Origin of the sequence: Pedobacter sp. BG31, assembly GCF_042464845.1 — a bacterium.
GTDB lineage: Bacteria > Bacteroidota > Bacteroidia > Sphingobacteriales > Sphingobacteriaceae > Pedobacter > Pedobacter suwonensis.
This window is the reverse complement of record NZ_JBHNZK010000018.1, coordinates 66,876-79,538: the sequence shown is the minus strand read 5'-3', so window position 1 is coordinate 79,538 and position 12,663 is coordinate 66,876. Positions and strand designations below refer to the sequence as shown.

Sequence of the window (12,663 nt, the reverse complement as noted above, 5' to 3'; positions counted from 1 at the left end):
TTATAAAAATTCAATTAATCCCTGTGTTTTCATTTCCTGCCAAAACCCGGCAGGAATTTCTTTTTGGGCCATCGCAGCATTAACAGCCACCTTTTCAGGCCGTGTGGTATTTAAAGCAATGCTTTTTACACCGGGAAAACCTGCAGAAAAACTAAAACAGGCCTCAGCAGGAAGTACCTCAAACGTTTTACAAACCTGATAAAACTTATCCCTCCAGGCCAAAAGCGCTTTCCCCGTCAAACTATTCCCATCAACCGGCTGGTAATTATAAAAATCTCCGCCGGTTAAAAAGCCGCCATTAAATATGGCCGAGTTAATTACTTTAATATTTTTCTGGTCTAGCTCTTCTATAAATGCGATCAGATCAGGGGGATGCGATTTGATGGTTAAGCTGTTGGCAATCATCACCCAGTCAAGATCAACATCTGCCGCGATAGCCTGAATAATTTTCCAATCTTTTGCACCTACCCCGATAGAAGAAACTAAGCCGGCAGATTTTAGTTCGGCCAAAGCCATGTAAGCATCAAGAATTTGTTGATAACGTTCTTTATAATCATCCTCACTTTCGCTTGCAATGAGATATTCGTCTGGATCGTGTACCGACACCATCTGTGCCTTGTAATGGCCCAGAAGCTCGTTACCTTGCTCAAAACACTTTAAGATCCCATCGTAGCTGATCATCTGTACCGCATCATGTTCAATATCCTTCCAGATACCGGGCTCAAATGTAGGTTCAGGAGTTAAAAGCGGTGTTCTGTACCAGCCCAGCTTATTGCTAATGACTACCTGTTGAGGATCTACCTTCAAATCCGCCAAGCATTTCCCCAGCGATTCTAATGCGAGACCTGCACCATATTTACCTGCCGCATCAAAAAAGGCAACCGGTTTTGATGAGTCTACACAGGCTTTTACAACTTCCCGTTTAACATCATAATCTATTGCCTGATAAAGATTTCCCAAACTACTGGTTCCGAAAACAACCGGAGGCAAGTTTAGTGCCGGCTCTTGCTGTTTATTTTCCTTAAGCATTTAACTGAAATATGTTTTTCATTAGTACCCACTTTTCTCCGGGCTTTGCAAATGGCAATGCCTGTTGGTATTTCCACATCAGCTTTTCCCATTCCTCTACCTTCGGGTTGGAGGCATCCATCAGTGCCTTTTTGTCGAAGCTAAAATCGTCTTCTGTTTCCATAATCATAAACAGGCGGTTGGAAACACGGTAAATTTGCATATCCAGTATGCCCGAGTCGATTATGCTACGTTTAATTTCAGGCCATCCATTAACATGGTACGCTTCATATTCTGCGATCAGTTTTTCATCGTCTACCAGATCGAGGGCTAAACAGTATCTTTTCATTTTTAATTATAAAATTTCATTCGGTTGATTAATGATGTCTTTTCTTGTTGTTTTTTGCCCCATTAAGCCAAATAGCATAATCACAACAAAACAAACCAGGGGCACATAATATCCATTCTGGATATTTCCCGTTCCGTCACTCAAATATCCAAAAAAACGTGGTAATATTGCGCCACCCACAATTGACATAATAATTAAACTACTTCCCAGTTCGGTATCCTCTTTAAGGTCTTTAATGCCCAGAGAGAAAATAGTAGGAAACATCACCGACATAAAAAAACAAATGCCAATAACGGCATACACCGTTGTGATGCCAGAAGCCATGATGGCAACAAAGCAAAGCAATGCACTGATAAAGGCATAGGTAACCAATAAATATTGGGCCTTAAAAAAGCGCATCAGGAAAGTAGTAAAAAAACGTCCGATCAGAAATGCAAAACCACAAACACCTAAGTAATAAGTTGCCTCTTTATCTGTAATACCCGCTGATTTGGTTGCATAAAGAATAAACAAGCTAAATACAGATACCTGTGCGCCAACATAAAAAAACTGTGCAGCTATTGCCCACGATAAATGTTTATGTTTAAAAACCTGCCAAAAACTTTGTTTAGCCGTCCCTTCATTATTTGTTCTGATATCGGGTAATTTGATAAAATAAAATACAGCAGCCAATATAACCAATATGGTCCCCAACACAAAATATGGTCCCTGTACAGAGGTAGCTTCTGATGCCAGTACCGATTTTTGAGTAGCCAGATCCATTTTTGCAAGCGCGCTATCTGATACGCCCTCTACCAAGATCAGTTTACCGCCAATGATTGGTGCAAGTGAAGCCGCAAGCCCGTTAAAAGACTGGGCAAGATTTAGTCTGAAAGTAGAGGTTTCCGGTTTTCCAACCAAGGTAATATAGGGGTTTGCTGCTGTTTCCAGAATAGTGAGTCCGCATGCAATAATAAAAAGTGCAGCCAGGAAGAAATTGTAGGATTGCACCTGGGCCGCAGGCAAAAACAAATAACAGCCTACTGAAAATATCAAAAGGCCAATGATTATCCCACTTTTATAGCCATATTTTTTCATGATGATACCTGCCGGCAACGCCATTACAAAATAGGCGATAAAAACCGCCGAGTCTACAAGCGTAGCCTGTACCGTAGTGAGCGTAAATGAACGTTTTAAATGCGGAATTAATATAGGGTCAAGATTGTGGGCAAATCCCCATAAAAAAAACAGTGAGGTAATTAATATTACCGCCAGCGTGGAGCGTTTATTTTCCATCAAAGAAGATTGAGTACATTTTTATTTTTTAAATTCTATTTTAAATCCTGTAACCGCCCAGGCAGGGTAATTCTTAGGCTTCTTGATCAGCAGTGCATCGTCGGTTTGTGCCCAGTCCAGTTTTTCCTTACTGCCCAGAAGGGTAACCGAACTAATCGGTTTTTCAAGATATTTAGAATTTTTTCCTAATAATTCCATTTTGATCTCTGTTTCAGGCATGCTCATGCAAAACGCAAAAAGGTTACCCCCTTTTGTGGTATATCGGATATCCGTAGCCTGGTAATCACGTGTATCGGCTAATCCACCAAAATCTCCTTTTTTCTGGTTCGATTTGATAGTAGATGGTCCCTCTCCATAAACTTTCCAGGGTCTTGTGGCATAAATTCCTTCTCCATAAGTTTTGGTCCATTCGCCTAACTCCGTTACAATTTTAATAACATCAGGCTCTAAATCGCCCTCAGGGGTTTGCACCACATTAATCAGCAGGTTTCCGTTTTTACTAACCACATCGATTAATAGCTGGGCAATTTCATTTGTGCTTTTGTAACGTTGGCCTGTCCGGTAATACCAATCGCCAATTGAAGTATCGGTTTGCCAAGGGAAAGGACTGATCGAATCGAGCACACCACGCTCCACATCCTGCGCCCATTTACCTTCAGAAGGTTCTTTAGGGGTATAAACCGCTTCAATTTTACCTTTATTTTTAGCCAGGTCCTGGTTGTAGTAATGCGCCACCATTTTACGGCCATATTCTTCAAAAGGCACTTTGCTATCAGAATAAAGCAGATCGGGATGATAATTATCAATCAGTTCGGTTACATAGGTTAACCATTTTTTATGCCATGCCGGATTATTGGTCAGCCATTCTTTAATGTTGCTTGAATCAGCTGGCAAATGGTACAGATCTGAATATTGTGGATCATGTCCATCATACGGAATCCCGGCAAACGGTCCGGTTTCATCGGCTCCATGGCTGGGTTGGAACCAGTTGAAACTTGCGGCCAGGTGTTCAGAAACCCCAAAACGGAGGCCTTCTTTTTTTGCTGCTTTTTGCCAAAGGCCAACTACATCCTTTTTAGGCCCCATTTTAATCGAATTCCATCTATGGATTTTCGAGTCCCACAAGAAAAACATATCGTGGTGTGAACCCATACTCACAAAATATTTTGCACCCGCTTTTTTATAAAGGGCCATCAATTGTTCAGGGTTCCATTTTTCTGCCTTCCAGAGTGGAATAATATCTTTATAGCCAAATTTTGATGGTGGTCCGTAATGTGCTACATGATATTTGTTCTGATCATTACCTTGCAGATACATGCCCCGGGCATACCAATCGCCCTGACGGGGAACTGCCTGAGGCCCCCAGTGCGACCAGATACCAAATTTAGCATCACGGAACCACTCTGGATATTGATACTGCTTTAAAGATTCGTCTGTAGGTTTGAATTTACCCTGCTCAGGGCTGGTGTTTTTTTGCTGAGCCTGTGCATTCAGCAACATGGAAATTGCAATAATGCCTATGGATATTTTTTTTCTCATTTGTGTAATAACGATTTTTATATCTGGTTACTATTTTCAAAAATAAACATGTTATCCGTTCTATTTTTAAATAAATTAGACTATTTATTGTAAAAATCCGACATTTAAAAATGATTAAGCGAGTACTGCAGAATACCTTTTCACTACTCAATGTAGATTATGTGAAATTATCGGAAAAATGGAATTACCTAAACGTCATCAGTCCATATTTCCGGATTTATTATATAGACGAAGGAAGCGGTGAGATATCCGGCCAGTCGGGTTCTTTAAAACTTGAACCTGGATACCTGTATATTATACCCAGCTTTACCCTCTGTAATTTACATTGCGACGGATATTTAAGCCAGTATTTTGTGCAGTTTTTTGAAGAATCTGTAGATGGGAGTTCTCTTTTTGCACGAAGCCGTAATGCTTCGAAAGTGAAGGCAAAGCAAATAGATATTGACCTTTTTAAACGATTGCTTGAAATAAATCCGGGCCGTGGCATTAACCGGTCTGATGATCCGAAAATTTATGAGAAAAATATTTACTATAAAGAATATCAGGAGCTGAACAACATGCAGGGTTTAGCCAACTACCTGGAAACGCAGGGAATACTGCTTCAGTTGATGGGACGCTTGCTCCAACCACAATTACAACGCAAACCGGAAGAACGGCATGCGCCCGCGAAGATCGTGGAAACAGTGGGTTACATACTGGTCAATCTGCACCAGGAACTATCTGTCACCAGTTTAGCTTCACGTATTAACCAGCATCCCGATTACTTCTCCCGTTTATTCAAAACTTTTACCGGGCAACGCCCTGTTAGTTATATTCTTGAAAAAAGGATCGAACGTGCGCAGTATTTATTGGCTACCAGCCGGCTTGCCTATTCAGAAATTGCAACACAAACCGGTTTTGACAACCTCTCCTACTTTTCAAAATCTTTTAAAAAACTTACGGGCATGTCGCCCAGTACCTATAAGAAACAGGTTTATACGGTAGGGTTTACTTTGTAACATTTCAATAATAAAAAGTTAAAAAACCTGATCAACGGCAGGGGTGCCTATCAAAAGGCATTTACCTATATGTTTTGCCGCCTTGATGTTGGTTTAGCGTTTCTATTGCCATCTCATTTTTTATCCGGTAAATCCCATGGACAGCTGCTGCAAGTCTGAATTTTTATGCCAATGGCAAAGAAAAATTAAAGGTAGCGCCGTTACCAGGCTTGCTTTCTACCCAGATTTGGCCACCATGCCTTTCAATAATATCTTTTGATATAAAAAGCCCTAAGCCCAGCCCTGATGAGCTATCTCTATTTTCCTTAGCCTGATAAAACTGGCCAAATATATGCCGCTGGTTTTCTTCGCTAATCCCCGGACCAAAATCTTTAACTGATGTATGTACCACTTTATCCACATGCAGTACCTTTAATTCAATTGTTTTTTGTTCAGGTGCGTATTTAACTGCATTGTTCAATAAATTGGTAAGTACCTGTTCAAGACGCATGCGATCAGCATGAACAAAACTTTCTTCGGGCATTTCGATAGTTAAGTTATGGTCGGGATGGGCTTGTAAAAAAGATTCTTTGATTTCCTGAACCAGTATGGCCAGGTTGAGACATTCCATGTTCAATTGTAATTTTCCGGCCTGGATCTTGGAAACGTCAAAAAGATCGGTAACCAAAACGATCATTTTCTGCAATTGTTTGATCGACTTTTCAATCAGATTTTTCGAAACACCTTCCACTACATGACGATCGGCCAGCTGCAAAAAGCCGAAAAGAGAGGTCATTGGTGTTTTTAATTCATGTGAAGCCATTGCAATAAATTCGTCTTTTTTGGCACTTAGTTCCTGTACCTCTTTAAAAAGCCTGGAATTTTCTATGGCAATAGCGGCTTGTGAAGCTACTGTTAACACCAGTTCCTCATGTTCTTCTTTAAAAACAGCCTTATCTTGATGACCGAAAAACAACCCGCCAATGACTTCGCCTGATTTGGTTTTAACCGGAACAGCCAGATAACTCACCACTGGTAAATGACCGGATGGTTTTCCAAAAAAGGGTCCGCTTTTGCCGTAGCGGGAATCCAGGGTAACATCATCTGATCGTACTACGCCCGCACCGCTAAAGGTCGGATGAAATAAAGTGGTGTTACGTGGCATCGGAAAGTTAGCAAAAGCCTCTTTAGGAACACCTGATAGCGTATATAACCAATAAGATTCGTCTTTCTGGTTAACCTGATTATAAAAAAATGCCCCAAAGGCTGCACCTGTAAGTTTTGTTGTCGAATCAGTTACCTGCTGTAATATCTGCTGAAGATCCAAAGAGCCATTTATGCTCCTGCCCACTACATTCAACAGCTCCAAACGCTCTATGTGCTTGGCAATTAACCTTTCAGATTCCTTTTGAGAAGTAATATTACGGGCAACCTTCGATGCCCCAATAACCACGCCATCGCGGTTTTTGATAGGAGATACTGCGAGTGAAATATTTAACAAGCGTCCATCTTTTGTTTTTCTGATGGTCTGTATATGGCCTACCCGCTCACCTCGCCGCAGGCTTGCAATGATGGCTTCTTCTTCACTCAAGCGGTCGGCAGGGAGAAGTATGCTGATCGGTTGCCCAACGGCTTCTTCTTCAGTGTAACCAAAAATATGCTCAGCTCCCTTATTCCAGGTTGTAATGATCCCATCAAGCGTTTTACTGATAATGGCATCTTCAGAACTTTCTATAATGGCAGCAAGCATGGATTGTTTTTCTTCTGCCTGGTGTTCGAAGGAGATATCGTGTGCAATTTGCGACGTACCAATAATTTTCCCATCCTGATTTTTGATCGGCGAAAAGCTTAAGGAAACAGGTATTTTTTTGCCCGAACAGTCAAGCCGGACGGTTCTGAAATGACTGATACGTGTATCATTTAAAATTTCCTGCATCAGCTTTTTCTTCTCTGCATGCCTGTCATCCGGAATCAGCAGAAAAATAGACTGTCCTAATATCTCTGTTGCGGTATAGCCAAACATCCGTTCTGCCGCAGGGCTCCAGTTGGTTATTCTAAATTCGAGGTCATGACAATATATTGCATCCTGAATACCTTCAAAAATGGATTGAAGCGTGAAGAGATCAGGCAGATGAGCTGACTTTATCATAGTGATTAGGAATTAAATCCATTTGAAAGAACCTTCAAATTTATTGAAGATATTTTTAAACAATCATTCATCTTAAATATTTTTTGTTTGTAAGCAGCCTTAATTAAAAAAACCTGTATGCTACAATAATAGTTTTGTTATGTTCTTCAAATTTATTTTTAAATGTAACAATCACATAGATGTTAACAGAATTAAATTCATCTGAATGATTATTGCTAGCCATTTTATTTTACAAAAAAAGTTCCATTAAGCCGCCTGGCCATACCTAAACCAGATGCTTAGATCTATAACAGGTCTGTTGTTCTGCTATGGCTTATTATGCTGCTCAAGATTAATCAAAACATAATTTAATTCAGCCTGTTCTTTAATAACCTATCTACCTAATTGAAAAACTATGAATCAAAATGAATTCAGCAGGGCGGCTGATGGGCATGCTATTGCCCTCCTCTCCCATGCGATGCGGTTTACCCAAGATGAAGATGATGCGAAAGACCTGGTGCAGGATACACTGATTAAAGGAATTCGATTTTGCGCAAAGTTTGATAAAGGCACCAATTTACGTGGCTGGCTTTATGTAATTATGCGGAATACCTTTATCAACGACTACCGTAAGGCTCAGAAAAGGCATTCAGTAATTAGCAGGGATGAAGATTTATCAAGCCCTAACCTGCTCAAAAGTTCAACCAAAATTTCTTCGGAAGGAAAGTTTGTGATGGATGATATCCAAAAAGCATTGAAGAGTTTGCCTGAACAGTACCGGATTCCGTTTCAGCGGTACTTTGAGGGGTATAAATATGAAGAAATTGCTGAAGAGCGGGGTATTCCTTTAGGAACAGTAAAAACCCATATCCATCAGGCGAGACAGATCTTGAAAACCTACCTGAAACAGTATCGGATAGCTTAGTATCAAAATTGTCCATTAGCGTATTAAAAGCCTAGCCGGACCACATCCAATCCGGCTAAGCACATTTTATTTTCTTTCATTAAATACGCCTAGTTCAGCAATAGCAGGCGGACTATCGAAATCGGTAATGGTAACTTTGATTTTTTCGCACCAGATCCGCTCGAACCGGAAAATGGCAACTTTTTTTTCTCCTTCATTATTTGCGGTTAGTGTATTCCATCGACCATTTGCATAGTATTGTAAATGATAGGATGCTTTTTGGTTATTTCCAGCGGTAAGCACCACCATGTTACATGGCACTGCCTTCTCAAAATTTAACTCGTACCAAGGCGATTTAACCGTATAATTGGATGACCAGCTAGAGCCAAAATTATCATCGTTGGCAAAATCCATGATGTTCATATCGTCACTCCAGCTGCTATTGCTTTTTATATGTTTAGCCATATTACTGGAGATAATCGGAGCAGCATGCGGTGGAATACGTGGAATACCAGTAGTTTTTTTATAGAGTTGCCCCATTTCCTTCAAGGCAGTTAAAGCATTATCATCTATCAAACCATTTTTACCAGGTGCTACATTCAAAATGAAATTGCAGTATGCACCGTTATACGGGATAATGAATTTGTTCACCAGTTCGGGTACGTTCTTTACCGCAGTGGTAGGGAAAGATGTTTTCCAGAACCAGTTTGCTTGCAGCGGAAGACAGGCCAACGCCGGAAGTTTATTGTTTTCTTTTGAAATAAACTGACCTGCCCCCTGTTCATAAGATTTGATATCGGTATAAAATAGCGCTTGGGCAGGATATTTGGCCGCGTTCAGATCCATGACCAGGCAATTTGGCTGTAACGATTTAATCAGGTAATAAATATCTTCAAAAGGCACCTGATCATAAGAAATCCTCGACCATGGCGCATCCCATCCATCAATAATCAGGGCGGTGATCTCTCCATAATTGGTCAATAGTTCGGTAATCTGATCTTTAATCATTTTCACATTTTCAGGTGTAATCTGATTTGGGCGGATGCCATGGTGGGTATCCAGTATAGAATAATACAACATTACCTTTAAGCCATTTTTTCGGAAAGCATCTGCATATTCTTTTACCACATCGCGCTTTAATGGTGTATTCATGACGTTGTAAGCCGTTGTTTTGGTATTCCAGATCGGAAAACCACTGTGGTGTTTGGTAGTAAGGCAACCATAAGTCATATTAGCAGATTTTGCAGCTTTAGCCCATTGATCGGCATCAAGTTTTGGCGATTGGAACAGGGAAAGATCTGCATCCGGATCAGACCAGTCCTGATCCATAAAAGTTGGCATACCGTAGTGAATAAACATGCCCAATCCGAGGTCAACGAAATCTTGTTGCAGCTCTGCCAGGGGTTTGCTGGCAGGTTTTTGCTGTGCCCTGACCGGGTTCTTCGCTATTATAGCTGAAACGATGAGTGATAATGATAAAATCCTTCTAAAGGTCATTTTTCCTTTTTTTTAGTTTAATTGTTATTGTGAATTTTTCGAATAATAGGCTTCACGCACCTATTTACCCGAGTCAGATGGTTTGATAAACCTGATTTAAAAGGTCATCCAGATCCATTGTCAAAGCTACATCCCACCCCGCAACAATTTGCCGAACAAAAACGTAACAGAAACCTAACAAAAGCTTAACGATATGTCATTTATGGAATAATAGGGCTATTTTTAAAGAATAAAATGAAAGATCGGATATATAAGGCAGTTGTATTGGTTAGCTTTCTGATATTGCTTCTTGTGCAATTCAGGTTAACCTATAACTCCTACGTACTCAGAGACAGAGACTATAGTTTAAAGGAAAAGACACTGATTAATGATGAATACGGACGCAGTATATCTGAAGATAAGGTTTACAAGGGCGGAGGAAAGATTATCGATTCGATCCTCATCAGAAATATGCCTGCACTTAAAAATGCTTACCTCAGTAACCGGAATGAATTTATTAAACTTTCGCAAAGCGTAAGCAACAGCTTATTGAAGAAGCTTCAAAAGGAAAGTACGATGGACAGTGTTTTCCAATCGATAGTAAAAAGAAATGGCCTGGACAGCAACTTACAATACTTGCTTACCTTTCAGCAGATAGATATCAACTTCGATACCAAAATCGGAGACCTCACCATATTTAACAACCATACCCCTACCAGTTTTAAAGCAGACCAAAAGACACCGTTCGGTATCATTATCGATGGCACATTAACTCATCCGACGATGCAGAACAGAATTACCAATCTTTCTGTCAGTGGTAACCTGGTTTACAATTACAGGGTAACCTTTAACTTTTTTGTGGACCAGCCTGGCCGCACACTCAAAGTGGCGTATCAGATGTTGCCTACGTTTTTGCTGGTGGCACTTTGCATCTTGATCATCGTAGGCATCAATTATTACACTTATATCAACTGGATGCGGCAGAAAAAAGAAACGGATATTAAATCCGATTTCCTAAACAGTATCAAACACGAATTCAACACCCCTATTACCACCATTCTGCTGGCGAGTAAAAGCCTGCACGAAAATGAGGTACTCAGCGACCGGAATCGTGTAAATACACTGGTAAATATTGTGGAGAGACAAGCCAGGAGACTTTACTCCCACATCAACCAAATGCTTGGAGTATCGGAAATGAACAACCATATCAATTTAGAAGAAACAGATCTCAACTATATTGTGCTAACGCTGGTAAACGACTATAAAATAAAAATACAGGCACCAGACAGGCTGACATTTGATCCTTACGATTCGGAAATACTGGTGATGCTAGATCCTTTTGTGTTTACCACCATGCTGCAGAATATCATTGACAATGCCTTTAAACACAATCAAAGCGACGTTAAAATAACAATGATCTTTATCACAAAAAACAAGGATGGCTATACACTGCATATCAAAGATAATGGAAAGGGAATTGAAGCGGATATGAAAGAAAAAATATTCGATAAATTCTTCCGTGGAGTTAAAGACAATACCGTTTCAGGCCTGGGGCTTGGCTTGTATTATGTAAAACAATGCCTTGATATCCACGGTTGGAAAATCAGTATAAAAACAACACCTGAACAAGGAACCGAATTTCTGGTACACATACCTGTAAATCAGATTAACATCAACTAAACTGCAATCCTATGCCTTATGATATCATAATAATTGAAGATGAAGCGGATCTGGGCAACGTTATCACAGCATACCTGAAATTACGTGGCTTTAGCGTATTATGGTTTAATACTGCTACAGAAGCGTTAGCTTATTATGCTGCAAACCCGTTTAACAACAAGCTGGTGATTGTTGACGTACAGCTACCTGACATTAACGGTTTTGAACTGGCTGCTGAACTGGTGAAAATTAACGCCAGCCAACCTTTCTTTTTCCTAACGGCACACAGCGAAAAACAAGACCGGCTCAGGGGGCTTAAAATTGGCGCCATTGATTATATATCAAAGCCGTTTGAAATTGAAGAACTGGTACTGAGAATTGCAAACATCATCAATAAATTTTCACCTGATCCAAAAGCACCAGCTGCTGTAAAATCTGACTATATCAACCTGGGAGATATCAGGTACCAAAAGGATCAGTTATTGGTTTTGATGCCAGATAGTAAAGAAATTTCCCTCACGGTAAGAGAATCAGAGGTATTGGATCAGCTGGCAGGTAATATTAACCAGGTGGTTAAAAAAAAGGACCTGCTTTTATCCTTATGGGGAAATGATGACTATTTCAATGGAAAAAGTCTGGAAGTATTCATTTCAAGACTGCGCCGGCTTTTCCGGGCATCTAACCAGGTGAGTATTGAAAATGTATACGGCCTTGGATACATCTTGAAGGTACATCAGCACAGTGAAAATTACATTTAGAGCAAGAATAGAAGATAGCTAAGAACAGCAGGAACCCACCAGCGCGATGGCCTTTTCCCTCAAATACATCAGGAGTCAAGACATCAAAGGTTAAAAATCCAATGTTATTGTTAATAGAATTGAATTATGGGATAAACCTTCTTTAATTTGTTTTCCATGATCCCTACGGCAGCGCAGCATATTCTGAAAGGTTTTGTGGGGATTCCATTCTTTTTAAAATTACCCTTCTCAGTCTGTTTTCATGTTCATCACCCCAAAATCCTAAGGCAGAAATTACCGGAACTAGGGTTTTGCCAAAATCTGTAAGGGAATATTCAACTTTTGGGGGTACCTGAGCATAAATTTTCTTTGTCACCAGCTCATGATCTTCAAGTTCTTTCAACTGGATATTTAAAACGCGCCTTGAAGCATCCGGAATTTTACGCTGTAATTCGCTTGGCCTCAAATGCCCCTGATGGATAAACCACAGCAAACGGATTTTCCATTTGCCGTAAAGAACTTCGCCGATCAGGTCGAGGCCGCAATTCAAATTCAAAGGTATTTTTCTTTCGTGCATATACAAATTTAATGCAATGTACCAAATCGTACAA

At 40.2% G+C, this 12,663-nt stretch carries 11 protein-coding genes; 4 read left to right on the top strand and 7 right to left on the bottom strand.

The genetic code is table 11. The annotated features are described in order from the left end of the window. From ACFE6N_RS19155 to ACFE6N_RS19140, 4 genes are read right to left on the bottom strand one after another with little or no spacing between them, the layout of a single operon-like run. Positions 1–1,029: an aldo/keto reductase gene (locus ACFE6N_RS19155; protein ID WP_378939107.1), complete on the bottom strand. Its 1,029-nt coding sequence runs from the start codon at positions 1,027–1,029 to the stop codon at positions 1–3. Then, a complete protein-coding gene (locus ACFE6N_RS19150; RefSeq protein ID WP_145855802.1) occupies positions 1,022–1,357 on the bottom strand; it encodes an L-rhamnose mutarotase in 336 nt (111 codons plus the stop codon). Before ACFE6N_RS19150 ends, ACFE6N_RS19155 begins: the two co-directional genes overlap by 8 nt. Before the next feature lie 6 nt (positions 1,358–1,363). Then, positions 1,364–2,632 (bottom strand): L-fucose:H+ symporter permease, encoded by a 1,269-nt coding sequence (fucP, locus tag ACFE6N_RS19145; protein ID WP_090982049.1) that lies wholly within the window; start codon positions 2,630–2,632, stop codon positions 1,364–1,366. A 21-nt stretch (positions 2,633–2,653) separates the two neighbouring features. Continuing rightward, a complete protein-coding gene (locus tag ACFE6N_RS19140) occupies positions 2,654–4,171 on the bottom strand; it encodes an alpha-L-fucosidase (RefSeq protein ID WP_378939104.1) in 1,518 nt (505 codons plus the stop codon). 110 nt (positions 4,172–4,281) lie between these two features. Between ACFE6N_RS19140 and ACFE6N_RS19135 the strand changes: the two genes are divergently transcribed. Next, complete coding sequence (locus tag ACFE6N_RS19135) at positions 4,282–5,169, top strand: helix-turn-helix domain-containing protein (protein WP_378939102.1); 888 nt, start codon at positions 4,282–4,284, stop codon at positions 5,167–5,169. Between the two features lie 163 nt (positions 5,170–5,332). Here ACFE6N_RS19135 and ACFE6N_RS19130 read toward each other — a convergent pair whose 3' ends face one another. Next, positions 5,333–7,297 carry a PAS domain S-box protein gene (locus ACFE6N_RS19130; RefSeq protein ID WP_378939100.1) on the bottom strand — a complete coding sequence of 655 codons (1,965 nt, stop codon included), beginning with the start codon at positions 7,295–7,297 and terminating at the stop codon, positions 5,333–5,335. A 394-nt stretch (positions 7,298–7,691) separates the two neighbouring features. On the opposite strand from ACFE6N_RS19130, the gene ACFE6N_RS19125 reads away from it, so the two are divergent. Next, a complete protein-coding gene (locus ACFE6N_RS19125) occupies positions 7,692–8,201 on the top strand; it encodes an RNA polymerase sigma factor (RefSeq protein WP_090982041.1) in 510 nt (169 codons plus the stop codon). 66 nt (positions 8,202–8,267) lie between these two features. Here ACFE6N_RS19125 and ACFE6N_RS19120 read toward each other — a convergent pair whose 3' ends face one another. Further along, a complete protein-coding gene (locus ACFE6N_RS19120) occupies positions 8,268–9,677 on the bottom strand; it encodes an alpha-L-fucosidase (RefSeq protein ID WP_378939098.1) in 1,410 nt (469 codons plus the stop codon). A 234-nt stretch (positions 9,678–9,911) separates the two neighbouring features. Here ACFE6N_RS19120 and ACFE6N_RS19115 point away from each other — a divergent pair, with 234 nt between their 5' ends. Together ACFE6N_RS19115 and ACFE6N_RS19110 are read left to right on the top strand one after the other, a co-directional pair. Continuing rightward, entirely contained in the window at positions 9,912–11,336 is a 1,425-nt protein-coding gene (locus tag ACFE6N_RS19115; protein ID WP_378939095.1) for a sensor histidine kinase, read from the top strand. Between the two features lie 11 nt (positions 11,337–11,347). Beyond that, positions 11,348–12,073 carry a response regulator transcription factor gene (locus ACFE6N_RS19110; RefSeq protein ID WP_378939093.1) on the top strand — a complete coding sequence of 242 codons (726 nt, stop codon included), beginning with the start codon at positions 11,348–11,350 and terminating at the stop codon, positions 12,071–12,073. Positions 12,074–12,236: 163 nt separating this feature from the next. On the opposite strand, the gene ACFE6N_RS19105 is transcribed toward ACFE6N_RS19110, so the two are convergent. Further along, positions 12,237–12,629 (bottom strand): winged helix-turn-helix transcriptional regulator, encoded by a 393-nt coding sequence (locus ACFE6N_RS19105; protein WP_378939091.1) that lies wholly within the window; start codon positions 12,627–12,629, stop codon positions 12,237–12,239. Positions 12,630–12,663: the final 34 nt, after the last annotated feature.

Coding starts and splice junctions, on each gene's coding strand:
- ACFE6N_RS19130 (WP_378939100.1), bottom strand. CDS start 7,297: ATGATAAAGTCAGCTCATCTGCCTGATCTCTTCACGCTTCAATCCATT.
- ACFE6N_RS19150 (WP_145855802.1), bottom strand. CDS start 1,357: ATGAAAAGATACTGTTTAGCCCTCGATCTGGTAGACGATGAAAAACTG.
- ACFE6N_RS19110 (WP_378939093.1), top strand. CDS start 11,348: ATGCCTTATGATATCATAATAATTGAAGATGAAGCGGATCTGGGCAAC.
- ACFE6N_RS19120 (WP_378939098.1), bottom strand. CDS start 9,677: ATGACCTTTAGAAGGATTTTATCATTATCACTCATCGTTTCAGCTATA.
- ACFE6N_RS19115 (WP_378939095.1), top strand. CDS start 9,912: ATGAAAGATCGGATATATAAGGCAGTTGTATTGGTTAGCTTTCTGATA.
- ACFE6N_RS19125 (WP_090982041.1), top strand. CDS start 7,692: ATGAATCAAAATGAATTCAGCAGGGCGGCTGATGGGCATGCTATTGCC.
- ACFE6N_RS19140 (WP_378939104.1), bottom strand. CDS start 4,171: ATGAGAAAAAAAATATCCATAGGCATTATTGCAATTTCCATGTTGCTG.
- fucP (WP_090982049.1), bottom strand. CDS start 2,632: ATGGAAAATAAACGCTCCACGCTGGCGGTAATATTAATTACCTCACTG.
- ACFE6N_RS19135 (WP_378939102.1), top strand. CDS start 4,282: ATGATTAAGCGAGTACTGCAGAATACCTTTTCACTACTCAATGTAGAT.
- ACFE6N_RS19105 (WP_378939091.1), bottom strand. CDS start 12,629: ATGCACGAAAGAAAAATACCTTTGAATTTGAATTGCGGCCTCGACCTG.
- ACFE6N_RS19155 (WP_378939107.1), bottom strand. CDS start 1,029: ATGCTTAAGGAAAATAAACAGCAAGAGCCGGCACTAAACTTGCCTCCG.